The organism is Streptomyces sp. CB02056 (assembly GCF_001905545.1).
Taxonomy (GTDB): domain Bacteria; phylum Actinomycetota; class Actinomycetes; order Streptomycetales; family Streptomycetaceae; genus Kitasatospora.
In genome coordinates, this window is sequence record NZ_LIPD01000012.1 from 247,060 (window position 1) to 271,612 (window position 24,553).

The following is a 24,553-nucleotide window of genomic DNA, read 5'->3' on the forward strand; positions in this document are numbered from 1 at the left end:
CCGCCCCACCCGGTGTCCGCCTCACTCGACGGCAGCGGCCCGGCGGCTCAGCGGGCCAGGAACGGCGCCACCGCGGCGACGAACCCGGCGGGCCGGGCACCGTGCACCAGGTGCCCGGCCTCGACGGTGACCAGGCGGCAGTCCGGGATCAGCCGGGCGAGTTCGGCGATCCGCTCCTGCGGGACGTGGCTGGCCGGGCCGCCGGCGACGGCCAGGGTGCGGGCGGTGATCCCGGCCAGCCCCTCCCGCCAGGCCGGGTCGGGGTCGTCGAGCTGGGCCTTGACCGCCCGGACCGCCGCCCAGTCGAAGTGCACGTCCGGGTCCGGGTCCTCGGCCGGCGCGCTCGCCGGGCGCGGGTACAGCGCGGGGATCTCCTCCAGGACCAGCCGGTCGATCCGCTCCGGCGCGGCCTGGGCGAGCAGGTAGGCGACGGCGCCGCCCATCGAGTGGCCGACCAGGTCGACGCGGGCGAGCCCGAGGGCGTCGAGGAAGGCCAGCACGTCGTCCCGCATCGCCTCCAGCGCGTAGGCGGCGGTGCGGGCGCTGTCGCCGTGGCCGCGCAGGTCGAGCGCGTACACGTGGTGGCCGGGGGCGAGCTCCGGCAGGACGGTGTCCCAGTCGGCGGCCCGCTCGCCGAGGGCGTGCAGCAGCACCAGCGGCGGGCCGCCGGGCCGTCCGCTCTCGCGGTAGGCGAGCGTCACCTCGGGCAGGTCCACGGTCCGGGTCCGTACGTCGGTCATGCCCGCCACGGTACGCGCCGACCACCGCCTAGCGGACCGGTGTTCGCCCTCGGCTCATCGCGACCGGTCCGCCGTCGTGCTGCTCGCGGGCCGTGGCGCGGCCAGCGAACACCGAGGCCAGGACGGCGAGTCCGGCCACCGCGGCGCACACCACGCTCGCCGTCAGGTAGGCGGAGCGGTGCCCGCCGCCGCCGACGGTCTCCCGCAGGTAGACCCCGGACAGGGCCGAGACCGCGACGGCCGCCGCGATCCGCTGGGCCATCTGCAGGATCGCCCCGCTCACCCCGGCCGCCTCGGCGGGCGCGTGGCGCAGCACATAGGCCTGGTTGGTGGACCCCATCAGGCCCACCGAGGCGCCGCCGAGCAGTTGCAGCAGGGCCAGCAGCCAGGGCAGCACGGCGGCGGGCGCCCAGTGCGCGAGCAGTCCGCTGAGCAGCATGGCGAGCGCGGAGCCGACCATTCCGACGGTGACGGTGCGTCGGCCGTAGCGCTGGACGACCCGCCAGGCGAGCGCGGAGGCCACGCCCATGGCCACGGCGGAGGGCAGCGCGACCAGCGCGGCGCCCATCGGGGAGAGGCCGAGGCCGTCCTGGAGGAACATGGTCAGGACCAGCGAGGCGGCGAGCGAGGAGCCGAACTGGGCCATCGCGGTGGCCGTTCCGAGCGCGTACGGCGCGGAGCGGGTGAGGGCCGGGTGGATCAGCGGGTGGCCGCCGGACCGGGCGTAGCGCCGCTGCCACCAGGCGAGCGCGCCGAGCAGCAGCAGGGCGGCGGCCGCGAAGGCGAGCCAGCCGGTCCAGCCGGGCGGCCGGACGAAGGGCAGCATCAGGGCCAGGGTGAGCGCCCCGACCAGCAGCAGGCCGAGGACGTCGAGGTCGGCGTTCCGGGCGCTGGGGCGGGGCTTCGGCAGGTGGCGGGCCGCCAGGGCGACGGTGGCCAGGCCGAAGGGGACGTTGAGCAGGAAGGTCAGCCGCCAGCCGTGCTCGGGGCCGGCCAGGGCCAGCACCGCGCCGCCGATCGGCGGGCCGAGGGTGAAGGCGAGGCCGCCGGTGACGGCGTACATGCCAAGGGCGCGGGCCCGCAGCTGCCCGTCGAAGACGTCCTGGAGGGTGCCGATCATCTGGGAGTTGACCAGGCCGGCGCCCACGCCCTGGAGCAGCCGGGCGGCGATCAGCACCCCGGGCTCGGTGGCGGTCGCGGAGACCAGGCTGACCAGGGTGAACAGGGCGAGGCCGGTGACGAAGAACCACTTGCGGCCCTTGACGTCGCCCAGCCGCCCGCCGGGGATCAGCGCGAGGCCGAAGGCGAGCGAGTAGCCGGCCACGATCCACTGGAGGTCGGCGGGCCCGGCGTGCAGGGTCTCGCGCAGGGCGGGGATGGAGGTGTTGAGGACGGACTGGTCGAGCAGCGTGGTGAAGCCGCCCGCGACGCAGACCAGCAGCACCCGGCGCCCGGCGGCGTCGAAGCGCTCCTTGGGTCCCCCGGGCTTCCCGGGTTCCTGGGGCGCCCCGCCGTTCCCGGGGCTCTCCTCGGGCTCCTTCGCTATCGGCCCGGTGGCGGCGCTCACGGCTCGACCACCACCAGCGCGTACCGGGCCTCGCCCGGGCCGAGGCTGCGGAAGCGGCTGGTGCTGCCGACGTAGCGCAGGCAGTCGCCGGGGCCGAGCGGCTGCGGCTCACCGTCCACGGTCAGCTCCAGGTTCCCCTCCAGCAGCCAGAGGTGGTGCTCCCGGCCGGGCGTGCAGGCGCGGTCGTAGGCGATGTCCGCGCCGGCCGGCAGCCGGCCCTCGATGATCTCCGCGCGCAGCGAGCCGTGCGGCGGCGAGACCGACCGGCGGACGAACCCCGTCGTCCCGTCCCGCCACACCTGCTGCTCCCCGGCCCGCACCAGCCGGGCCGGACCGGACTCCACCTCGGCGAGCAGCCGGGACATGGTCCGCCCGTACACGGCGCAGAGCCGCCCGAGCAGCGCGGCCGTCGGACTGACCTCCGCCCGCTCCACCCGGGACAGCGTCGACCGGCTGACGTCCGCCAGCCGTGCCAACTCCTCCAAGGTCCACCCGCGTTCCAGCCTCAGCTCGGCGAGTCGTTGTGCCAGCCGCTCGTCGGCGGCCGCGTCGATTCCCATATTCGCGATGCTATCCCGGATATGAGATCCACTCACCGGGGTCGGCCCCGGGGCCCCGGGTCGTCGGAAGCCTTCGGGCGGCAGCCCCGCCCCGGCGCACGCGGCGCCCCGAGCCGGGGCGAGGTGCGCGCGGACGCCGGGGCGGGGCGTGGCGTGCGCGCGGACACCGGGCAGGGCGAGGTGCACGCGGACGCCGGGCGGGGTGCGCGCCCGGCCGTCGGGCGGCGGCTTGACGGGACCTCGGCTTCCAGGAGGGGCGCTGATCATATGATGTGCGGCGAATCGTGGCCGGTCGGCGGCCCGTAAGGCGAGGGGGACCAGCGTGTTCGGCATCATCAGACCGTGTAGGCATCGATTGTCCGAGCGCCTGCAGACCTCCTGGATGGCCCACCTGTGCGGGCTCTGCCTCGCGCTGCGGGACGACCACGGACAGCTCGCCCGGACGGCGACCAACTACGACGGTCTGATCATCTCCGTCCTGGTCGAGGCCCAGGCCGCCCGGGAGGACTCCTCCTGGCGCCGCACCGCCGGACCGTGCCCGCTGCGCGGCATGCGCACCGCCTCCGTCGCCAAGGGCGAGGGCGCCCGGCTCGCCGCCGCCGTCTCGCTGGCGCTCGCCTCGGTCAAGATCCGCGACCACGTCGAGGACCGCGACGGCGTCTTCGCCCGCCGCCCGGTCGCCGCCGGAGCCCGTGCCGTCACCCGGCGCTGGGACCGGCAGAGCGCGGGCAGCGCCTCGGCCGTCGGCTTCGACACCGCCGTACTGCTCGACGCCGCCTCCCGGCAGGGCGAGTTGGAGCGCTCGCTGCGCCCCGGCGGCTCCGTCCTGCTGGTCACCGAGCCCACCGAGACCGCCACCTCGGCCGCCTTCGCGCACACCGCCGTGATCGCCGGGCGCCCCGGCAACGCCGCCCCGCTCGCCGAGGCCGGGCGGCTGTTCGGCCGGCTCGCCCATCTCCTCGACGCCGCCGAGGACCAGGCCGCCGACGCGGCCTCGGGCGCCTGGAACCCGCTGACCGCCACCGGCACCGACCGCGCCGAGGCCGAACGGCTCTGCCGTGACGCCGTCCACGGCATCCGGCTCGCGCTGCGCGAGGTCGACCTGACCGACCGCACCCTCGTGCACGTCCTGCTCGGACACGAGACCGACCGCGCGGTGGAGCGGGTCTTCGGGCGCGCCCGGCACACGGCGAGCTGCCGCCGCCCGGACACCGCGGGCGCCACTGCGGGCACCACCACGGGCGAGCACCCGCACCAGGCGCCGCCACAGCAGACGCCCCCGGGCCAGACGCCGATCCCGCCGTGGGTGCCGCAGGGCCCGGGCTTCACCCCGCCCGGCCAGAAGCCGCCGAACCCCCGCAACCTGCTCGCCGGGTGCGCGATGTGGGCCCTGATGGCCTGCACCTGCCAGCTGCTCTGCTGCGACCACGAGGACCCGTTCAGCCGCGAGCGCCGCGAGGGCTTCTGCCAGCGCCACGACTGCTGCGACTGCGGCGACCCCGGCTGCGGCGACTGCTGCAACTGCTGTGACGGGGACTGCTGCGACGGGTGCGACTGCTGCGACGGCTGCTGCTGCGACTGCGGCTGCAGCTGACCGGTCAGCCCGCCGGCTCCGCGCCGGCCCTCCCGTCCTGACCGGACCGGCCGGCCTGACCGTCCTGAGCGGACCGACCGGACCGACCGGCCGCCACCGGCCCGGGGTGCCCCCGCAGCACCCCGGGCCGGTCCGCGTTCCGGTCCTGCCCGGCCTCGCCCCGCCGCCAGAGCGGCAGGACCTCGACCGGCGGGACCGCCACCGGCAGCACCGCCACCGGGCCCGGCTCGGCGCACTCAGGCATCGCGCCGCGCCGTCTTCCGGTCCACCGCCAGCGAGTCCTCCAGCCGCGCCAGCAGCTGCCGGAACCGCTCGGTGTCCTGCTCCGTCATCCGCCCCTCGGGCAACGCCCCCGGCCGCTCGGCCGTTCTCTCGTCCATGCACCCGAGGCTAGGCGGTGTCGATCAATGGGCGATAAACGCGCGTTCGAGCGAAAAGCACGCGCCCGGTGCGGTTCGGCCCGGAACGCTCGTATCCGACGACGCCCCACCAGCACCACCCGGTGCCATCCGGTGCCACAACCCACCTGCACCACAGCCCTGGTGACGGCCGCGGGCCGGACGGTCGGCGTCCGCGCCGGGTCCTCCCGCTACCGGGCCGGCGCCGCGTCCAGCAGCAGCCGGGCGGCCTCCCTGGCGTCGGCGGCGGCCGTCGGATCCCCGTGGACGGCCGCGCTGGTGATCGCCCCCTCGGCCAGCAGGGTCAGGTGGACGGCGGTGGCGGGCGGGGCTCCGGCGGCCTCGACCAGGCCCGCGAGGTAGCCGCCGAACTCCTCCTTGTGGTGCCGGGCGGCGGCCACCACCGCGGGGCTGACGGCACCGAGTTCGCCGAGCGAGTTGACGAAGGCGCAGCCCCGGAAGCCGGGTTCGGCGAACCACCGGCCGAGCCAGTCGAAGACCGCGAGCAGCTGCTCCCTCGGGGAGCCTCCGGTGCGCGAGACGTACACGGCGAGGTTCGCCCGCCAGCGGCCGTCGCGGCGCAGCAGGTAGGCCTCGACGAGCTCGCCCTTGGACGGGAAGTGCTGGTACAGGCGGCGCATGGTCACGCCGGAGGCGGCCCGGACGGCGTCCATGCCGACCGACTGGACGCCCTGCCCGTAGAACAGCTCCTCGGCCGCGTCGAGGATCCGGGTCCGTGGGTCTTCCTGCTCCATCTGCCGTGCCCTTTGCGTGAGAACGATGGTTCTCCTACTGTAGCCACAACAGCGAGAACGATCGTTCTCACCGACGGAACGCCCATTCCGAGGAGCATCCATGCCCGAGACCGGCACCGAGCAGCGCCCGCCCCTGCCCCCGTTCACCGAGGAGACCGCCCACCGGAAGGTCCGGGCCGCCGAGGACGCCTGGAACACCCGCGACCCCCGACGGGTCGCCCTCGCCTACACACCGGACAGCCGCTGGCGCAACCGCTCCGAGTTCCTCACCGGCCGCGACCGGATCGCCGACTTCCTCACCCGCAAGTGGCAGCGCGAGCTGGACTACCGCCTGATCAAGGAGCTCTGGGCGTACGGCGGGGACCGCATCGCGGTCCGCTTCGCCTACGAATGGCACGACGGCGACGGCCACTGGTACCGCTCCTACGGCAACGAGAACTGGGAGTTCGACCGGAACGGCCTGATGGCCGAGCGGCACGCCTCGATCAACGACCTGCCGATCACCGCCGCGGAGCGGCTGTTCCACTGGCCGCTCGGCCGCCGCCCCGACGACCACCCGGGCCTCACCGACCTCGGCCTCTGAACCGGCACCCCGCGCGGGCCACGGCGCGGGCCCGTCCTGTTCCACGGCTGTGACACGGCCCGCATCCGCTGCTGACCCCGCCCTGCGAAGCTCCTCGTCGAGGTCGAAGTCGACTTCGGCACCGTCATCCGCGACCTGGCCTGGTCCCCCGACGGCAGGACCATCGCGGTCCGCACCCCGGACGGCATCAGCACCCTGCCCGCCGACGGCTCGGCCGCGCCGACCCAGGCGTCCACCGTCAAGGACCTTCCCTCCTACCGGCCCTGATTCCGGCTCAGGCGGCGCGGCGGCCACCGGTACAGGACCGGGACGCCGTTACCGGAACCTGATCGTTTCGACGGCCGGCCGAGACCCGATCCACACGGGAGCCTGACATCCCGTGCCTACGGTGCCGTGCATGCCGAAGACACCCGGAACACCGACCACCGACCGCGCCATGCCCCGCAGGCTCGCCGCCGTGGGCGCCCTCCTGCTGAGTGCGACCACGGCGGCGGTGCTGCTGCCGAACACGGCCCTCGCCGCGGAGCGGGAGACCGTCACGACGCACGCCGGCGCCGCGACCGCGCAGGAGCGCGGCCGGATCGACGCCTACTGGACGCCCGACCGGATGAAGCTGGCGGGCGCCCTGGTCCCCGAGATCACGCCCCTGCCCGAGGACGACAACACGCCGGACGACCCGCGGCCGCTGCCCGCGGACACCCCGGACCCCGGGGCCGTGTGGACCCACGGCGGAGCGGTGGACCGGAGCGTCGGCCGGCTCTTCTTCACCTTCTCCGACGGCTACGACGGCAGTTGCACCGCGACCGTCGTCAACAGCGCCAACCGCAGCACCCTCCTCACGGCGGCGCACTGCCTGCGGGGCGTCGGGGCCCCCGCGACCGCCGACACCTGGAACCACAACCTCTACTTCGTGCCCGGCTACCGCAACGGGACCAAGCCGCTCGGCGGCTTCAGCATCAGGACCATGGCCACCTCCTCCCGCTGGGACGCCGATCGTGGCGGGACGACCTCGAACGACGTCGCCGTGGCCGGCTACGACACCGGGGTCCTGGTGGCGAACCCCTCGACCGGGGGGCGGCGGATCGCCGACGTCACCGGTGCCCAGCGGATCGCCTTCACCCCGCCCGCCGAGGGCGAGTTCGTCCACACCTTCGGCTATCCCAAGGACCGGCTGAACAACCCCGCCGCCACGTACTCCGGCTCGCGCATGATCCACTGCGCCGGACCGGCCCGCCCCGGCCCCCAGGCCCCGGTCCTGTGGGGCGAGTCCTGCGACATGTCGCACGGGGCCAGCGGCGGCCCCCACTTCGCCCGGTTCGACCCGGCCACCGGGACCGGCACCCTCGTTGGCGTCACCACCACCTCCGAGGAGCTCGCGGGCGGCCCGGTCAACACGCTGTACGCCACCCGCCTCGGGGACAGCGCCCACCGGCTCTACGACTGGGCGCAGAACCGGGCGCTCTGACCCTCCGGCCCACGTCCCGGCCCGGCCGGCACCTCCCGCCGACCGGGCCACCGGGCCGCGAGGGCCACGAAAGCGGGGAGGGCCACCAGCGCCACGAGGGCTTCGCCAACTCGGCGCGCAGCTCGGCCAGGTGCTCGTCGGCCGACTCGTGCGGCAGGAACTCGACCACGTCGAGGAAGTGGAACAGCACCCGGGTCCCGGTGACGGCGTACTCGTAGTCGCCGAACCCGACCACCGCGCCCGTGCCGCCGCGCACCGCACTCCGGACGGCGGCCGAGGTCAGCTCGTCGGCCGGATCCCCCGAGCCCGCCGAACCCGCCGCGCCCGCCCGCCCGCCCGCCGCCGGGCGTTGGAGCGGGCCAGGTACGGGCAGACCATGGCGGCGTACAGCATGCAGGCCCGGTGGCCGGGGCCCTCCATGGTGGGCGCGAGGTTGCGGTACGGCTGCCCGGCCGCGAGCGCCCCGGCGATCGCCGCGCTCTCGGCGGCGCCGACCACCCGCCAGACCGGTCCGCGCTCCATGAACCGCCCGCACACCGAGCACGTGCGCTCCAGCGCGCACTCGGCGCTGCGCCCGTAGTCGGTCAGCGCGAACTGCGGCAGGCCGTCCTGCCAGGGCGTGATCGCCGGTACGGGTTGCCCCGCCCGTCCCGGGGCCGCGCCCCCACACCGTCCGGCACCGGCACTCGTTCGAATCGCCCGCCCCTGTCGATACCAGGGGCGGGCGCCACGGGTCGACCCCGGTACGGGAGCGGTGGCGGCCGTCTAGCCTTCCGGCGTCGTCTCCTGAGCGAGCATCACCTTCCGCAGCAGGTCCGCCAATGTGCGCCGCTCCTCCTCGGACAGCACCCCCAGCAGCCGCTGCTCCTCCCGGCCCACCACGTCCAGGGCCTTGCGCCAGGCGGCGCGCCCGGCCTCGGTCAGGACGATGTCGACCTTCCGGCGGTCCTCCGTGGACGGCGTGCGCAGGACGAAGCCGCGCCGCTCCAGGGTCTCCAGCCGGCCGGTGACCGAGGCCGGGGCGAGGTTGAGGTCGGCCCGCAGGTCGGAGGGGGCGGCGTGGCCGCCGCGGCCGGCGAGCACGTGCAGGGTGTCGAACTCGTGCTTGTGCAGGCCGTAGTCGGCGACGCCCTGTTCGCGGACCCGGCCGAGGTGGCGGGTGAGCCGCCACATCCGGGTGACGGAGGCCTCGATGACCGGGTCGAGGTCGGGCAGCACCGGTTGCCAGCGGTCGACGTGACCGTCCGTCCAGTCGCGGGGCTCCGTCCGGTCGTGGGGCCCCGTCCGGCCGCGGGGCGGAGTGTGCTGTTCGGAAGGGTGCTCGGCCATGGGAAGGAGTCTACAAACCGCCACAGAAACGACGGCGTCGAAATATTCGTTGCCGAAATTTCGACACCGAAATACAGTGCGGCGCGTGACAGCACACCCCTTGAGCCTGAGCGGCTTCCGCCTGCTCTTCATCGGCCGGACGGTCTCCACGCTCGGCGACGCCGTCGTCCCGGCCGCGCTCGCCATCGCCATCACCCGCGCCACCGGCTCGGCCGCCGCACTCGCCCTGGTCCTGGGCTGCGCGATGGTGCCGAAGCTGCTCCTCCTGCCGGTCGGCGGAGTGGTCGGGGACCGCTTCGATCCCCGCCTGGTCGCCCTCGGCACCGACCTCGTCCGGGCCCTCGCCCAGCTGCTCGTCGGCCTGGAACTGCTCGACGGACACCCCCGGCTGTCGCACGTCGCGGCCGCCTCGGCCGTCGGCGGCATCGCCTCCGCCTTCGCCATGCCCACCGCCTCGCCGCTGGTCGCGGCCACCGTCCGCGGCGAGCTGCGGCTGCGGGCCAACGCCCTGCTCGGCACCGCGACCGGCGCCGCCCGGCTCGGCGGCCCGGCACTCGCCGGACTGCTGGTGTACACCGCCGGACCGGGCTGGGCGTTCGTCCTGGACGGCGCCTCCTTCGTCCTGAGCGCCGCCCTGCTCGCCCGGCTCCGCGTCGACCGCGCGACCGGCGACCCCGCACCCGACGACACCGTGCCCGACGCCCCGCACTCGCTGCGCCGGGACCTCGCCGAGGGCTGGAGCGAGGTGCGCTCCCGGGACTGGTACTGGACCAGCCTGATCGCCCACGGGGTGTGGAACGGCGCGAGCGCCGTGCTGCTCACCCTCGGCCCGCTGATCGCCGCCACCCGGCTCGGCGGGGACGGCGCCTGGGTGGCGCTGACCCAGGCTGGCGCGGTGGGCCTGCTGGTCGGCTCGCTGGCCGCCGCCCGGCTGCGGCCCCGCCGTCCGGTGCTGGCCGGCAACCTCGCCCTCGCGCTGTACGGGCTGCCGCTGCTCGCGCTCGCCCTCCCCGCCCCGGCGCCGGTCGCGGTGGCCGCGCAGGCGGTGGCGATGGCCGGGCTGGGCTTCCTCAACCCGCTCTGGGAGACGGTGGTCCAGCAGGACTTCCCGCCGGGGACGCTGGCCCGGGTCACCTCGTACGACTGGCTGCTCTCGCTGGCCGCCGCCCCGCTCGGCTACGTCCTGGCCCCGCTGGCCGCCGGGGCCTGGGGCGACCGGGTGCCGCTGCTGGCGGCGGCGGGGCTGGTGACGGCGGTCTGCGCGGGCACGGCGGCGGTGCCCGGCGTGCGGCGGTACGGCGCCCGGCGGCCGACCGCGTCCGAGCCCGGGCCGCCGACCGAACGGCCACCGGCCCGGGCTCGGGATCAGGCGCGGGCGCGAACCCGAACCGGGGTCAAGGGCTGATCGCCGCCGGTCAGTTCCAGATGCCGGTGATGTCGGCGGCGGAGGCCGCGTTGCCCGCGTGGCCGGTGGTGCCGGCCAGGTCCTCCAGGGTGCGCAGCACGTTGTAGTGGTTGTAGGTGGTGGCGCTGCTGCTGCCGGGCGTCACGTGGGCGCCGTAGACCAGGGTCGGGATGCGGTTGCCGGACAGCTTGTTGTCCTCGTCGAAGGTGACGACCAGCAGGCTGTTGTGGGTCTGCGCCCAGGTGGCGTAGGCGCCCAGGTTGTTCTTGATCCAGGTGTCGCCGGTGCCGACCGAGCAGTCGTGCATGTCGCTGCAGAGGTTCGGCACCACGAAGGAGACGTTCGGCAGGGTGCTGTAGTCGGTCGGGAACTGGGCGAAGGTCTTCGCCGAGCTGACCGGGACGTTGCCGAAGCCGAACCACGGGTTGTGCTTCTGGGCGTAGCTGCCGCTGCTGCAGACGGTGCTGCCCTGGCTGGGCAGGGACTCGTTGTAGCTGCCCCAGGTCTTGCCGGCGGCGATGACCTCGGAGGCCAGGTTGGCCGCCTGGAAGCCGCCGACCGTCACACAGCTGTCGTCGACGGTGCCCTGGGTGGAGCCGGAGAACAGCGCATAGTAGTTCGGCTCGCTCGGGTGGGTGATGCCGAAGGACTGGGTGAGGTTGGCGCCGCCCGCCTTCAGGGTGTTGTTGAGGTACGGGGCGCTGCTGCTGCCGATGACCTGGGTGTAGGCGTGGTTCTCCATCACCACGACGACGATGTGGTCGGGCGTGGGCAGCGCGGCCGCCTGGGCGGTGGGGGCGGTGGCCGCCCAGAGGCCGGCGGAGGCGGCGAGCAGGGCGACGGCGGAGCCGATCGCGGTCGCGGTGCGGCGGGAGCGGGGGTTCAGGGGCTTTGTGGACGAAGTCATGACAATTCCTCGGCTAGGAGACGGCCCGGCGGGCAGCAGGACGCCGCCCCGGCCCCGCCGGCCCGGCCGGGGCGTGGGGAAGCTCCGTGGTCGGTGAGGGGAAGGCCGGCGCGGCGGGCGCACCGGAGTGCGCGGAAGCGCCCGAACAGCATGGGGCCCCCGGGGTGACGCGGGCAGACGACGGCAGGTGAAACCTTGGCCCCGGAGCGGGAAACGAACGGTGCCACCGCCCCGACGCGCCGAAACCGCCACTGACAACGCGAAATGCGGGCGAACCGGTTCACATTGCCAGCAACCGCCCCGTCCGGTGATAGTGATCTTCGAACGGCGTGGTCCGACGCCGCGTCAGCTCACGAGAGAACCGAGGAACATGGCGAAGACCAGCCTTCTGCGTCCGCTCGCGGTGGCCGCCGCCGGCGCCGTCCTGGTGGCGACCGGTGCCCTGCCCGCCGCGGCCGCCGGCCAGGACACCACCGACCCGACCGCCCCCGACCTCACCGGTGTGCGCACCGCCCTCCAGGCCACCACCGCGGCCGGCGCCCCGGGCGCCTTCGCGGTGATCAGCGACCACGGCGCCGTCGACCGGACCCGCTCGGTGAACGTCGGCCTGGCCGACCTGGACGGGACCCCGATGAACTCCTCGTGGAGGTTCCGGGTCGGCAGCAACAGCAAGATGTTCGCCGCCGTTCTCGTGATGCAGCTGGCGCAGGAGGGCCGGATCGACCTCGACCGGCCGCTGCGCGAGTACCTGCCCGCGGACACCCTGCCGGAGAGCTGGACCATGACGGGCCGCCAGGTGATGGAGCACCGGGCCGGCGTCTACGACCACACCAACGACCTGCTGGAGCAGGCTGGCGAGGAGACCACCAGCGCGTTCGAGGCACGCATCCGCAGCACCGTGTACGACCCGCGCGCGCTGGTCGCGATGTCGGTCAGGCACGGCCTGCAGTCGACCCCCGGCAGCCGCTACTCCTACTCCAACACCGACTACGTGCTGATGGGCCTGGCCGTCGAGCACCTCACCGGCCAGACCTTCCCGGAGGTGCTGAACGAGCGGATCATCCAGCCGCTCGGCCTGCACAAGACCTCCTTCGTGGTGCCCGACCAGGGCATCACCGGCACCCACGTCACCGGCTACCTCACCAACGACGACCGCACCAAGCCGCTGCTGGACTCCACCGCGCAGACCGGCTCCTGGGTGTGGGCCGCCGGGGCCGTCATCTCCGACGCCGGGGACCTCGACCGCTTCCTCACCGCGCTGATGGCCGGCGGCAAGGGCGGGCTCGTCTCGGACGCCTCGCTCCAGCAGATGACCGCCGCCCTGCCCACGCCCACCGCGAAGATCGCCTACGGTCTGGGCCTGCGCCGCATCTCGCTCTCCTGCGGGGACGTGTACGGCCACGGCGGCATCGTGCAGGGCTTCAACACCCAGTCCTTCACGACCCCGGACGGGCGGCGCAGCGTGGTGGTCTTCGCCAACGCCTCCAACAACGGCGCGGTGACGCAGGGCCTGATGAACACCCTGGAGCCGGCCTTCTGCGGCAAGCAGCCCACCGTCGCCCCGCGGACGGCCTTCGCGCCGGCCTCGGCCCCGGTCGGCTCGGCCCCGGTCGACACGCTGCCGGTGGTGGAGGACACCCGGATCTGACACCGGCCGTACGGCCCGCTCCCTCGCCCGCTCCCGCCTCCGGCTCGCTCCGGTCCGGCCGGGGGCGGGCGCTCGGCGTGACGGGACGCGGCCTCCGGAGGGCACCCGGTCAGTGCCGGACACCGCCCCCGGAGGGAACCGGTCAGTGCCGGGCGCCCGCCCCCCGGGGGCCCTCCGCGCTGAGGTCGGTGAGCGCCTCGGTGAGCAGTTCGCGGGCCTCCTCCGCGCGGCCCTGCTCGATCAGCGCGGTGCCCAGCTCGGTCAGCGTCTTGGTCATGCTGTCCGGGCGGCCCACCGCCTCGAAGTGCACCAGGGCCTGCCGGTAGGCCTTCTCGGCGGCCGGCCAGCGCTTCAGTGCCGCGCGGTCCAGGCCCAGTTCGTGCGCGGTCATGGCCGCCAGCAGGTGGATCAGCGGCGAGGACCAGCGCTCCACCAGCTCCAGCGCCCCGGCCAGGGCCCGCCGGCGCGACTCCACCGCCTCCTCCGCCCGGCCGGACTCCCGCAGGCAGTTGGCGGCACCCCGCAGGGTGACCAGCCGGCCGATCATCGCGGAGCGGTTGGCCACCTCGGCGAAGGCGTCCGCCGCCCGGTGGAAGGCGTCGGTCGCCTCGCGGTGCCGCTGGAGGTAGCGCAGGCCCGAGGCCAGGTAGGTCAGCGCCCAGCCCTGCTGCTCCCGGTCGCCCACCGCGCGGGCCAGCTCCAGCCCCTCGGTGGCCAGTTCGATGCCGCGCTGGTAGCGGTGCAGGCAGGTGACGTACGTCCAGGCCAGGTAGTTGACGTGCACCGCCTCGACCCGCTCGTCCCCGATCGCGTGGGCGGCGTCCGCCGAGAGCTGGAACACCTCGGCCCAGATGCCCCAGCTCAGCAGCCGGTCGGAGAACCAGTGCATCGCCTCGGCGGTGTCCACCACCTCCCGGTGGCGGCCGGCCCGCTGGGCCTGCTGCAGGGCGGCCAGCCACTCCGGGTGCTCGTACTCCAGCCAGGCGGCCGCCTCGGTGAGGTGCGCGGGGGCGGTGCCGCCGGTGCCGGTCGCGTCCGTGGCGTGGTCGGGGTCGAACCGCAGGCCGTACTCGGCCGCCCGGCCGAGGATCCAGCGGCCGGCCCGGGTGCGGGCCTCGGCCAGCTCCTGGCCCGTCTCGTCGGCGGCCAGCCGCTCGCCGGCGTAGAGCCGCACCAGGTCGTGCAGGCGGTAGCGGTCCGGGGTGGCCGCCTGCATCAGTCCGGCGTCGACGAGCTGTTCCAGCACCAGTTCGGTGCGGGCCGCCGACCGGCCCGCGTAGGCCGCGGCGATCTCCGCGGTGAAGTCCTGGCCGGCGGTCAACGCGCAGCGGCGGAGGACGAGTTGGGACTCGGCGGGCAGCCGCCGGTAGGACAGCTCGAAGGCCGGGCGGACGGCCAGGTCGCCGGTCTCCAGCAGGTCCAGCCGGTTCTCCTCGGCGGCGAGCTGGCGCACCAGGTGGGCGACCGGCTGCTGCGGGCGGGCGACCAGGCGCTGCCCGGCGATCCGCAGCGCGAGCGGCAGGTAGCCGCAGAGCCTGGCCAGCTCGGCGGTGGCGTCGGGCGCGGCCTCGATCCGCTCGCGGCCGGCGATCCGGGCCAGCAGCCCGGCCGCCTCGGCCGGGGCCAGCACGTCCAGGCTCAGCCGGTGCACCGACTCCAGGCCGGGCAGCACGTTGCGGCTGGTCACGATGGTCACGGCCGGGCCGGAGCCGGGCAGCAGCGGGCGCACCTGGCTCTCGTCGGCGGCGTTGTCCAGCACCAGCACGAGCCGCCGCTCACGGACCAGCGCCCGGTAGAGGCCGGCCCGCTCCTCCGTCCCGGCGGGCACCGCGGCGTCGGCGACGCCCAGGGCGCGCAGCACCTGCCCGAGCGCGTCCCGGGCGGGCAGCGGCTGCGGGGACATGCCGCCGAGGTCGAGGGAGAGCTGGCCGTCCGGGAAGCGCCCGGCCAGGGCGTGGGCGGCGTGCAGCGCGAAGGAGGTCTTGCCGAGGCCGGGCTGACCGCTGACCAGCACCACGCGCGGGTGGGCCGGGCGCTCGTCCTCCGCGAGGCGGGCGAGCAGGGCGAGGGCGTCCTCGCGGGCGGTGAAGTCGGCGATGTCGCGGGGCAGCGCGAGGGCGCTCTGGCCGAGCTCGGCGGGGATCGCGGGCGGGGCGTCGTCGCGGGCGCCGGCTGCGCGGGCGGTGGAGTCGGCGGAGGCTTCGCGCGGGGCCGGCCGGCCGGGCCGGGCCCGGCCTCCGGCGGGCGTCGGGGCCGGCCGCGCCCCGCGCGGGCGTCCGGACTGCGCGGCCCGGTCCAGCAGGTCCGCCTGCGCGCCGTCCAGCCCGAGCGCCTCGGCCAGGGCCCGTACGGTGCGCCGCTGCGGTCCGCGGGTGCGGCCGCGTTCCATGTCCCCGAGGGCGCGCAGGCTGACCCCGGCGGCCGCGGCGAGCTCCTCCTGGGTCAGGCCCGCCGCCACCCGGTGCCCGGCCAGCAGGCGGCTGAACTCGTTCGCGTCCGTGTCCGTGCCGCCCCCGGCCGCCATGCCCCGCCCCCACTCGCTCGGTCCTGCGCAGTTCCGCACTTCTGCCTGGAGTCGTCTCCGGCGGTTCGCTGCGGTGCGCTCCAGGCAGAAGTATGCCCCGGCGGACAGGTTCCACCTATTCCGCCCTCTCCCGGGGCATCCGCCCAGGTCAGGAGGGACGGGTACGGGCGGGGCGGCGGGGCGGGGGCGGTTCCGCGAGGGGTGGGACGCCGGTAGTTCCGCCTGTGGTTCCGCTGGTCGAACAGCGGATTCCCGCCACCGGCGGCCGGCCGCGGTCCATGCCGGACCGCCACTCCGGACCTCCGCCCCAGACCCCTGCGCCGGGCCGCTACGCCGGCCGCCTCGCCTCCGCGCCCTCGGCCGTGCGCCCGAGGGCGTCCAGCAGGTCGGCGAGCAGGTTGTGGGAGCGGGCTTCGAGGGCCGGGTCGCCGACGGTGCGGCCTAGGGCGACGGCGAGCCGGGCCGAGGAGAGCGCGGCGTCCCGGCGGCCGAGCGCGTGCAGGGCGCGGGCCCGACTGTGGGTGGCGAGGACGGCCTCGGCGCCGCCGGAGCGGGCGGTGGCGGCGCGCACCGCCTCGTCGGCGTGGCGCAGGGCGGGCCCGGGGTCGTCGGCCAGGACCAGCGCGTCGGCGAGGTCGGTGAGCGAGCGGACCAGCAGGTGGTCGGTGGCCGGGGTGCGGGCGGCGGCGACCAGGTCGCCGAGCATGGGCACCGCCCGCTCGTACCGGCCGGCCCGCAGCAGCGCGGCGGCCACCCGGCTGCGGCAGTGGTGGCGCAGCGCCGCGTCGCCGGACCGGTCGGCGGCCGCGACGGCCCGCTCCAGGGTGTCGGCGGCGGTGCGGTGGGCCGCGCGGTCGACGTGCAGGACGGCGAGGTCGGTGGCGAGCCGGGCCACCGCCGCCTCGTCCCGGTCGGTGTGGGCGGCGCGCAGCCCGGCCTCGACCACGGCCCGCCAGTGCGTCCGGTCGTGGCCGGTGGTCTCGTACAACCGGCAGGCCCGGTGGGCGAGTTGCCAGGCCGCGGCGGGCCGTCCCTGCTGCTCGGCGCAGACCACCACCGCGCGCAGGGCGCTCTCCTCGCGGCGGAACCAGGCCCCCGCGCCCACGGTCGCCGCGCCGCCGGCCGTCCAGCCGGCGGTGACGTCGAGGTAGTGGGCGATCAGCCGGTCGAGGGCGAGGAACCGTTCGTCGCAGGTGAGTTCGGCGGCCTGCGCGGCGGCGTGGCGGCGGACCAGCTCGCGCCGGGCGTACCGGCCGGGGCCGCTCTCCTCCAGCAGGTGGACGGCGTCCAGCCGGGTCAGCAGGGTGCGGGTGGCGGCGGGCGGGAGGTCGGCGAGGGCGGCGGCGGTGGCGGTGTCGAGCTCCGCGCCGGGGTGCAGGCCGAGCAGGGTGAACAGCCGGGCGGCGTCGGGCGCCAGTGTGCGGTACGTCCGGTCCAGCGCGGCGGTGAGGCCGAGCGGGCCGCCGGCGGTGCCGGTGCCGGAGAGGGCAGCCGGACCGGTCTGCTCGTCGGCGAGTTCGGCGGCGAGGTCGGCCACGGACCAGTCGGGCCGGGCGGCCAGACGGGCGGCGGCCAGGCGCAGCGCGAGCGGCAGGCGGTCGCAGCGCTCGGCGAGTTCCGCGACCGCCTCCGGCTCACCGGCCGTACGGTCCTCGCCGAGGACGCGGGCGAGCAGGGCGGCGGCCTCCTCGGGGCCGAGCACCCCCAGCGGCAGCGGGATGCCGCCGGTGCGGACCACCAGGTGGCGCAGCCGGCTGCGGCTGGTGACGATCGCGACCGGGGCGGGCTCGCTGTCGGTGGCCGGCGGGTCGGGCAGCAGCGGGGCGAGCTGCTCGTAGGAGGCGGCGTCGTCCAGCACGACCAGCATCCTTCGGCCGCCGACCAGTTCGCGGTAGCGGCGGGCGCGGTCCTCGGGGTCGCGGGGCAGGGCGTCCGGGGCCGTACCGAGCGCGGTGAGGAACTCGCCGAGCACCTCGGCGGGTTCGCGCGGCCCGTCCGGGTCGAAGCCGCGCAGCTCGGCGTGGAGGACGCCGTCCGGGAAGTAGGCGTCGCCGCGCCGGGCCGTCCACTGCCGGACCAGGCTGGTCTTGCCGACCCCGGCGGGGCCGGTGACCAGGATCGGGCGGCCGTCCCGGGCGGCGGGCACCACCTGGTCCAGACGGGCGAGTTCGTCCGTCCGGCCGACGAACCGGCGGTCGGCGGCGGGTCGGACGCCGGGCTGCTCGCCGGCCAGGCGCAGCTCCGGGCCGGGCGGCCGGGAGAGCCGGGCCACCGCGCGCTCGTAGCGCTCCCGCGCCTCGGCGCTCCGCCCGTCCTGCTCCAGGCAGCGCACCAGCCGGGCGGCCAGCGTCTGCCGGGCGGGGTGGCCGTCGGCGGCCTCGGCGAGTTCGGCGGCCAGTTCGCCGCCCCGGCCGGCCCGGAGCAGGCCGTCGGCCAGCCGTTCCAGGGCGCGCAGCCGCAGGTCGGTCAGGTACGGGAGGGTCCGCTCGCGCAGCAGGGCGGAGCCGCAGTCGGCGAGCGCCGGGCCGCGCCACAGGTCCAGCGCGGCGCGCAGCAGGGGCGGGGCGCCGTCCGCCGGCGCGGCCTCCACCGGCGTGGCCTCCATCGGGGCGGGCTCCGGCGGGGCGGTCCCCGGCGGGGCACCGTCCAGCGGGGCGGCGGGCTCGGGGAGCAGCACGCCGGCCTGTTCGCAGAGCCGGCCGAAGCGCAGCACGTCGACCCGGTCGGGCTCACCGGCCAGCAGGTAGCCGGCCCCCCGGGTGCCCAGCTCCAGCCCGGAGCCGTCCAGCAGTTGGCGCACCGCGGCGACGTGGCCCTGCAGGGCGGCCCGCGCGGTGGGCGGCGCGCAGCCCTCCCAGACCAGCTCGATCAGCTCCTCGGTGGCCACCGTCCGGTTCAGCCGTACGGCGAGCGCGCTCAGCAGCGCCCGGCGCTTGGGGGCCGAGGGCGTCACCGCCGTCCCGTCCTCCCGCCGCACCACCACCGGCCCGAGCAGATCGATGTGCACGCGCCCGTTCCCCTCCCCCACCATCCGTCGACTCCCCGGCTGGTTCGAGGATAGGGCCGACCGGGCCCTTGACGTCGGCCGTACGGTACCGGGCCGGTACGACACCGGCGTCGCGTCCGCGGCTCCTGGCCGAGCGGCCACCGCGGCACGGCCCCGCGGCCGCCGCTCCGGACGGGCCTGGCACAGCGGCACGGCCCCGTGTCCGCCGTCCGGTGCAACCGTCACCGGCCCCACCGGCATCCCTCTCAGGGGTGCCCCGTGGAGCCCGGTCGGACCGGGGGTGGGCGCCCCGCGCGGGCGGGCGTCCGAGGGCGGGAGCAGCCGTCCGGCGTGGACCGGACAGGTTCTCGCACTACACTGCTCCACCCCGAGGGCCGATGGCCGCTTCGGGTGTGATGTGCGGTTTTGGGGCGAGGTGGGGGGTACCGGTGCGGATTCGGCTGCTCGGGCCGGTGGAGTTGCGGGTCGGGGCGGACGGCTTCGCGAGCGTGGCGGGTGCCCAGCGGCGGGCCGTCCTGGCGATGCTGGCGCTGCGGTTGGGGCTCGTGGTCACCATGGACCAGCTGTGCGAGCTGCTCTGGGACGAGCAGCCGCCGCCCACCGCCCGGGCGGCCGTGCAGGGGCACGTCGCCGCGCTGCGGAAGGTGCTCGCCGACACGCCGTTCGAGCTGCACACCCGGGACTCCGGCTACCTGCTGACCGGGCCGGCCGACGCCGTGGACGCGCTGCGCTTCGAGGAGCTCGCCGGCGAGGCCGAGGGGCAGGCCGGGCTCGGCGACTGCGCCACGGCGGTCGCGCTGCTGGAGGAGGCGCTGCGGCTGTGGCGCGGCGAGGCGCTGGCCGACCTGCCCGAAACCCCCCTGCGGGACGCCGCGGTGGACCGGCTGAGGCAGTCCCGCACCGCCGCCCTGCTCTGCTGGGCCGGGCTGCGGCTGGGCCAGGGCGCCGGGGCCTCGGCCGTGCCGCTGCTGAAGCACGGGGTGCGGCTGGACGGGCTGCGCGAGGAGCTGGTGGCCATGCTGATGCGCTGCCTGCACCAGGCGGGCCGGTCCGCGGAGGCGCTGACCGCCTACCACCAGGCCCGGGTCCGGCTGGACGACGAACTGGGCATCAACCCCGGCCCGGCGCTGCGCGCGGCGCTCGCCGAGGTGCTGGCCGACGACCGTACGGCGGAGCCGCCGCCCGCCGCTGCGCCGGCCCCCGGAGCGGCCCCGCAGCCCGCGCCGGTGCCGCGCCGACTCCCCCGCCGCCACCCGGACTTCGTCGGCCGCACCACCGACCTGGCCCGCCTCGACCTGGCCTGCGGGACCGGCCGCGCCGGGGACGGCCCGGTGCTGGTGGTCGGCCCGGCCGGGGTCGGCAAGAGCGCGCTGGTCACCGCCTGGGCGCACCGGGTCGCCGACCGCTTCCCGGACGGACTGCTCCACGCCGAACTGCACGGCCTCGCCCCGGACGGCCCCGCCCGGCCCGAGGCCGTCCTGGCCGGCTTCCTGCGCGCACTCGGCGTACCGGAGGACGGCATCCCCGAGGGGCGCGCCGCCCGGGCCGCGCTCTACCGCGAGCGCACCCGGGGCCGGCGGCTGCTGGTGCTGCTGGACGACGCCGCCGACGCCGACCAGGTCGCCGACCTGCTGCCCGCCGGCCCGGCCGGCACCGCCGTGGTCACCGGCCGGGGCTCGCTGGAGAGCCTGGTCGCCGTCGAGGGGGCCACCCTGCTGCGCCTGGCCGCGCTGCCCGAGGACGACGCCCTGCACCTGCTGGAGCGCGCCCTGACGCCCGAGCGGCTGCGCGCCGAGCCGGAGGCCGCCGCCCGCCTCGCCGGGCTCTGCGACCACCTGCCGCTCGCCCTGCGGATCGCCGCCGCCCGCCTGGCCGACCGGCCGGACCGGACGATCGCCGGGCTGGTCGCCGAACTCGCCGACGAACGGACCAGGCTGGCCGTCCTGGACGCGGACGGCACGCTCTCCGTCGCGGGCCGGCTCGGGCTGACCCACCGCCGGCTCTCCGAACCCGCGGCCGAACTGCTCACCGCCCTGGCCGCCCACCCCGGCCGCGAGGTGGACACCCCGGCGGGCGCCGCCCTGCTCGGCAGCGACACCGCGACCGCCCACCGGGTGCTCGGCGAGCTGGCCTCCCACCACCTGCTCACCGGCACCGCCCCCGGCCGCCACGCCCGGACCGACCTGGTCCGGCTGTACGGCGCCGGGCTGCTCGCCGAACGGCCCGAACAGCACCGGCGGCTGCTGCGCGACCGCCTGGCCGACCACTACCTCACGGCCCTCGGGCACTGCGGGTCCTTCCTCGACCCCGGCCAGGAGGACACCGCCCCGCCCGCCGGTCCGGCGCAGGCCCTCCCGGCCGTCGGCGACATCCGCACCGCGCTCGACTGGTTCGACGCCGAGGAGCCGGCGGTCTCCGCGCTGGTCGCGTCCCCCGACACCGACCCGGCCCGGGCCTGGCGGCTCGCGCTGACCTGCGGCTCGCTCTACTACGGCGCCAGCCGCTTCACCGACTGGCTCGCCAGCGCCCGGCTGGGGCAGGCCGCGGCCGAACGGTGCGGCGACCCCGTCGCGGTCGCGCTGCTGCTCAACTGCCGGGCGCAGGCCCTGGTCGCGCTGGAACGCCGGCAGGAGTCCGCGGAGGCGGCCCGGAAGGCGGTCGCAGCGGCCGAGTCCGCCACCGGGCCCGCCGCCGCGTCCGCGCACGTCCGAGCGCTCGCCACGCTGGCGCTGGTCACCGCGATGCTCGGCCACGCCGCCGAGGCCGAGCGGCTGGCCGCCGCCGCCACGGCGCTCGCCCTGGAGTCCGGCGACCGCCGCCGGCTGGTCGACGCCAAGGTGCACCAGGGCTGGGTGAGCCTGGCCGCCGGGGACCGGGAGGGCGCCCAGCGCCGGTCCCGGGAGGCCCGCGAGCTGCTGCCGGCCACGCCCGTCACCCAGGTCCACCTCTGGTCGCTGCTGACCGAGGCGCAGGCCCTCGCGCCGACCGTCCGCGACGACGCCGCCGACCTCGCCTGGCACCGGCTGCTCGCCGCCTGCGAGGAGGCCGGCCTGCTGTACCTGCACGCGGTGGCCGAACAGTCCTACGCCGCCTACCTGTTGGCCCGGGGACGGGAACCGGAGGTGCGCGGCCGGCTGCGCACGGCGCTGGACCGCTTCCGCTCGCACGACCGGCAGGCGGGCCACTGCAGCGAGTTCACCACCAGCCTGGAGGAGTCGCTCAACCTCCGCACCGGCCGGCGGGCGACGGACGACTGAACCGGACGGTCGGCGCGAGGGGCCGCGCCCCGGTCGGCCGGTGCTCCTGTCCGTCCAGAGCCGGACGGCCCCGTCAGCCGGCCGCCGAGGCCGCCCCGCGCACCGTCGGGGCGTACCCGTGCTCCGTCGCCAGCACCGGGCGCAGCGCCCGGATCGCGTAGAAGTTGCGGGACTTGACCGTCCCCGGCGGCACCCCCAGCCGGGCCGAGGCCTCCAGCACCGAGCGGTCCTTGAGGTGGAGTTCGACCAGCACCTCGCGGTGGTGCTTCTGCACCCGGCGCAGTGCCAGCGCGAGGTCCCGGGCCACCACCACCTGCTCGTACGGGTCGTCGGCGACCGGCCGGTCCTCGACCGTCTCGCCGATCACCTCCTTGGCGCGGGCGGCGGCCATCCGGTAGTGGTCGATCGCGATCCGCCGGGCGACCGTGAACAGCCAGGGCCGGGCCGCCTCCGCACCGGCGGCCAGCGCCTCCGGGTGCTGCCAGGCGCGCAGCAGGGTCTCCTGGAGGATGTCCTCGGCCTTGCCGCGGTCCCCGCCGGTGGCCCGCAGCAGCGCGCGCAGCAGGTAGCCGCCGTGCAGCCGGTGGATCTCGGCGAGCACGTCGGGGTCGAGGGTCGGGCGGGCCGGGGCGGTGGCGCCCTCCGGCGCGGCGGCCGGACCCTCGGACGGCGGGGTGACGGACGTGGGCTGGGCGACGGACGGCTTCGACACGCGCTACCTCTCAGGTCGGGCAGGGGGCGCAGCACGGGCAGGGGACGCAGCACGGGCAGGGCGTGCTGGGCACCGCCGGAGATCCCCGGCGGTGGCTGCACCAGCACACTGCCGGAGCCCGCCAAGTCCGCACCAAGGATCCGCCAACGCCCACGTGCGGGGCACTCGGGCCGCCCCCGAGTGCCACCGTTGGCGGGCGCCGACGACTGTTGGCCGGTCGTTAGCGGCCGTGAGCTGCGGCTTCTTCCGCCACCGCCCGGTTCGGCGCCCGGCCCCCCGCCGAGCGCCGCACCGGGCCGCGGTGTCAGCCCTCGGCAAGCGCCCCGAGCAGCTCCCGCACCCCGTCCTCGCCCCGGTGCTCGATCAGCACCGCGACCCAGCCCGCCAACAGCTGACGCTCCGCCGCCGACCACACCGGTGCCGACGGGTGCTCGTCCACCACCAGCGCCGTCGCCACGCCCAGCAGCCCCGACTCCGGCCGCGGCCGCTCCTCCGGCGCCGCACGCAGCGCCAGCCGCCGGGCGACCGCGATCACCCGCTCCGCCGCCGCCTCGGGCACCGCCAGCCCGGCCGGCCCGGCCGCGCTCGGCGCCCCGGCCCGCACCAGGGCCGCGACGAACTCCCGCGCCTCCGGCCCGTCCGCGGCCATGCCGCGGCCCTCCCCCGTCCCGTTCACGGGACTCACGCTCCTTCCGACTCGGTGACACTCGGCGGACGCCGGGTGCCACCCGATGACGGTACCGATCGGTAGCCGGTCGGGCGGAGGGTTTTCTCGTTACGGGCCTCCCGAAGCGACAGGGGGCGCGCCGTGCGCCCTGTTCCGCTCAACGGGCCCTCCACCACCAGCGGTTCAGCTGAACCGGAGGGTAGCCTTCAGCCGTACTCCCGGCTGTACGGGTAGACCGTACGGTCGGCCGGACCGGAGGCACCCGTCCGGCGCACCAGGGACCGGGAGGTCGTCCGATGGCTTACTCCGACGGCACCGCGGGCGCGGGCGGCACCGCCCAGGCCGCACCCGACTACTCGCCGGCCGTCTGGCCCGAGCCCGTCGCCCTGCTGCCCCCACTGCCCCGGCTGCCCCCGCGCCCGCTGGACCCGCTCGGCACCGTCCTGATCCCGCCCGCCGAACGGCGGCCGTCCACCTGGGAGCCGGCCGTCGGACCGTCCTCGGCGGCGCCGCTCCCGTTCCTGCCGCCGAGCCCGCCTACCCCCGCACCGCTGCCCGCACCGCCCGTACCGCGCCTCGACTCCGACCGCCCGCGCACCCTGCGGCTCGCCCTACCCGGCGGCGGGGAGGCACGACGGCGGCGCCTGCTCGACCGCGTCCGGGCTACGCTGCGGACCCGCCACCGGATCGCCGTCCTGGGCGGCCCCGCCGAGGGGGCCGCCGCCCTCCTCGGCGCCCTGCTCGCGGAACACCGGGCCCACCCGGTGCTCGTCCTCACCACCGCCGGGCCCGCCGGGAGCGAATGCCGCACGGGCGGCCGGGTGCTGCGGTCCGTACGGCCGGACCCGGCCGCCCTGCGGGAGGCCCTCGGCGAGGCCGACGGCCACTACCCGGTGATCCTCGCGGACACCACCGGCGCCCCGGCCGAGGTCCGGCTCGCCGCCGTCGAACACGCCGACCGGCTGCTCCTCTGCGCCCCGGCCTCCGCCACCGGAGCCCGCACCGCCGACGCCCTCCTCGACCACCTCGCCGCCCTCGGCCACCACGGCCTGGCCCGCGGGGCGGTCGCCGCCTTCACCCCCGCCCCGCCCACCGACCGCCCGGTCGCCGACCGCGACCTCCTCCCCCACTTCCGCACCCGCTGCCGCGCCGCCCTCACCCTCCCGGCCGCCCTCGCCGCCCTCCGCGCCCGGGCCCGCCTCGACTACCTGGAACTCGCCGCCCTCATCGGCGACGGCATGGCCGAGCACCGCTGATCCGCCTCGAGCGCGCCGCCGCCAGGATGTCCGCCCGCTCCAGCGGGGGAACCGCCTCGCACAACGCCGCCTCCGCCCGGTCGAGCGCGGCGACGAAGCCGAGCACCAGCTCTCTCGCCGTCGGCGACTGCCGCTCCGCCATCAGGGCCCTCCGTTCCCGTGCCGTGCCGCTCCTCACC

19 protein-coding genes are annotated in these 24,553 nt (G+C 76.6%); 7 read left to right on the top strand and 12 right to left on the bottom strand.

The annotated features are described in order from the left end of the window. Positions 1-47: 47 nt before the first annotated feature. From AMK13_RS30370 to AMK13_RS30380, 3 genes are read right to left on the bottom strand one after another with little or no spacing between them, the layout of a single operon-like run. The gene (locus tag AMK13_RS30370; RefSeq protein ID WP_049659260.1) at positions 48-740 is read right to left on the bottom strand and encodes an alpha/beta fold hydrolase; all 693 of its coding nucleotides are present in this window, start codon (positions 738-740) and stop codon (positions 48-50) included. Positions 741-768: 28 nt separating this feature from the next. Beyond that, positions 769-2,307 carry an MFS transporter gene (locus AMK13_RS30375; RefSeq protein ID WP_241853093.1) on the bottom strand — a complete coding sequence of 513 codons (1,539 nt, stop codon included), beginning with the start codon at positions 2,305-2,307 and terminating at the stop codon, positions 769-771. Then, a complete protein-coding gene (locus AMK13_RS30380; protein ID WP_049659259.1) occupies positions 2,304-2,867 on the bottom strand; it encodes a helix-turn-helix domain-containing protein in 564 nt (187 codons plus the stop codon). Before AMK13_RS30380 ends, AMK13_RS30375 begins: the two co-directional genes overlap by 4 nt. 322 nt (positions 2,868-3,189) lie before the next feature. Here AMK13_RS30380 and AMK13_RS30385 point away from each other — a divergent pair, with 322 nt between their 5' ends. Next, positions 3,190-4,461 carry a DUF5685 family protein gene (locus tag AMK13_RS30385; RefSeq protein ID WP_074004932.1) on the top strand — a complete coding sequence of 424 codons (1,272 nt, stop codon included), beginning with the start codon at positions 3,190-3,192 and terminating at the stop codon, positions 4,459-4,461. 236 nt (positions 4,462-4,697) lie between these two features. Here AMK13_RS30385 and AMK13_RS43755 read toward each other — a convergent pair whose 3' ends face one another. Together AMK13_RS43755 and AMK13_RS30395 are read right to left on the bottom strand one after the other, a co-directional pair. Continuing rightward, the gene (locus AMK13_RS43755) at positions 4,698-4,841 is read right to left on the bottom strand and encodes a hypothetical protein (protein ID WP_158077759.1); all 144 of its coding nucleotides are present in this window, start codon (positions 4,839-4,841) and stop codon (positions 4,698-4,700) included. A 209-nt stretch (positions 4,842-5,050) separates the two neighbouring features. Then, a complete protein-coding gene (locus AMK13_RS30395; RefSeq protein ID WP_049657711.1) occupies positions 5,051-5,614 on the bottom strand; it encodes a TetR/AcrR family transcriptional regulator in 564 nt (187 codons plus the stop codon). Between the two features lie 100 nt (positions 5,615-5,714). Here AMK13_RS30395 and AMK13_RS30400 point away from each other — a divergent pair, with 100 nt between their 5' ends. After that, entirely contained in the window at positions 5,715-6,197 is a 483-nt protein-coding gene (locus AMK13_RS30400; RefSeq protein WP_049657712.1) for a nuclear transport factor 2 family protein, read from the top strand. 397 nt (positions 6,198-6,594) lie between these two features. Further along, a complete protein-coding gene (locus AMK13_RS30405) occupies positions 6,595-7,662 on the top strand; it encodes a trypsin-like serine peptidase (RefSeq protein ID WP_074004934.1) in 1,068 nt (355 codons plus the stop codon). 279 nt (positions 7,663-7,941) lie between these two features. Here AMK13_RS30405 and AMK13_RS44280 read toward each other — a convergent pair whose 3' ends face one another. Then, positions 7,942-8,184: a hypothetical protein gene (locus AMK13_RS44280; protein ID WP_074004935.1), complete on the bottom strand. Its 243-nt coding sequence runs from the start codon at positions 8,182-8,184 to the stop codon at positions 7,942-7,944. Between the two features lie 243 nt (positions 8,185-8,427). Continuing rightward, positions 8,428-8,991 (bottom strand): MarR family winged helix-turn-helix transcriptional regulator, encoded by a 564-nt coding sequence (locus tag AMK13_RS30415; protein WP_079272614.1) that lies wholly within the window; start codon positions 8,989-8,991, stop codon positions 8,428-8,430. Positions 8,992-9,076: 85 nt separating this feature from the next. Between AMK13_RS30415 and AMK13_RS30420 the strand changes: the two genes are divergently transcribed. Continuing rightward, entirely contained in the window at positions 9,077-10,396 is a 1,320-nt protein-coding gene (locus tag AMK13_RS30420; protein ID WP_074004936.1) for an MFS transporter, read from the top strand. 10 nt (positions 10,397-10,406) lie between these two features. Here AMK13_RS30420 and AMK13_RS30425 read toward each other — a convergent pair whose 3' ends face one another. After that, on the bottom strand, positions 10,407-11,303 hold the full coding sequence (locus AMK13_RS30425) for an alkaline phosphatase family protein (RefSeq protein ID WP_074004937.1): 897 nt from the start codon (positions 11,301-11,303) through the stop codon (positions 10,407-10,409). A 370-nt stretch (positions 11,304-11,673) separates the two neighbouring features. Between AMK13_RS30425 and AMK13_RS30430 the strand changes: the two genes are divergently transcribed. Beyond that, entirely contained in the window at positions 11,674-12,951 is a 1,278-nt protein-coding gene (locus AMK13_RS30430; RefSeq protein WP_074004938.1) for a serine hydrolase domain-containing protein, read from the top strand. 142 nt (positions 12,952-13,093) lie between these two features. Here the strand turns inward: AMK13_RS30430 and AMK13_RS30435 are convergent, their stop codons facing one another. Next, a complete protein-coding gene (locus AMK13_RS30435) occupies positions 13,094-15,475 on the bottom strand; it encodes an ATP-binding protein (RefSeq protein WP_074004939.1) in 2,382 nt (793 codons plus the stop codon). Positions 15,476-15,803: 328 nt separating this feature from the next. Continuing rightward, positions 15,804-18,482 carry an AfsR/SARP family transcriptional regulator gene (locus tag AMK13_RS30440; RefSeq protein WP_158077760.1) on the bottom strand — a complete coding sequence of 893 codons (2,679 nt, stop codon included), beginning with the start codon at positions 18,480-18,482 and terminating at the stop codon, positions 15,804-15,806. Positions 18,483-18,910: 428 nt separating this feature from the next. Here AMK13_RS30440 and AMK13_RS30445 point away from each other — a divergent pair, with 428 nt between their 5' ends. Then, positions 18,911-21,739, top strand: coding sequence for an AfsR/SARP family transcriptional regulator (locus tag AMK13_RS30445; RefSeq protein WP_074004941.1), 2,829 nt, complete (start codon positions 18,911-18,913; stop codon positions 21,737-21,739). A gap of 73 nt (positions 21,740-21,812) precedes the next feature. On the opposite strand, the gene AMK13_RS30450 is transcribed toward AMK13_RS30445, so the two are convergent. Both AMK13_RS30450 and AMK13_RS30455 read right to left on the bottom strand, forming a co-directional pair. After that, a complete protein-coding gene (locus AMK13_RS30450; RefSeq protein WP_074004942.1) occupies positions 21,813-22,451 on the bottom strand; it encodes a sigma-70 family RNA polymerase sigma factor in 639 nt (212 codons plus the stop codon). Positions 22,452-22,755: 304 nt separating this feature from the next. Next, positions 22,756-23,127: a hypothetical protein gene (locus AMK13_RS30455; RefSeq protein ID WP_074004943.1), complete on the bottom strand. Its 372-nt coding sequence runs from the start codon at positions 23,125-23,127 to the stop codon at positions 22,756-22,758. A gap of 287 nt (positions 23,128-23,414) precedes the next feature. Between AMK13_RS30455 and AMK13_RS46095 the strand changes: the two genes are divergently transcribed. Further along, on the top strand, positions 23,415-24,374 hold the full coding sequence (locus AMK13_RS46095) for a hypothetical protein (RefSeq protein WP_074004944.1): 960 nt from the start codon (positions 23,415-23,417) through the stop codon (positions 24,372-24,374). Positions 24,375-24,553 lie beyond the last annotated feature (179 nt).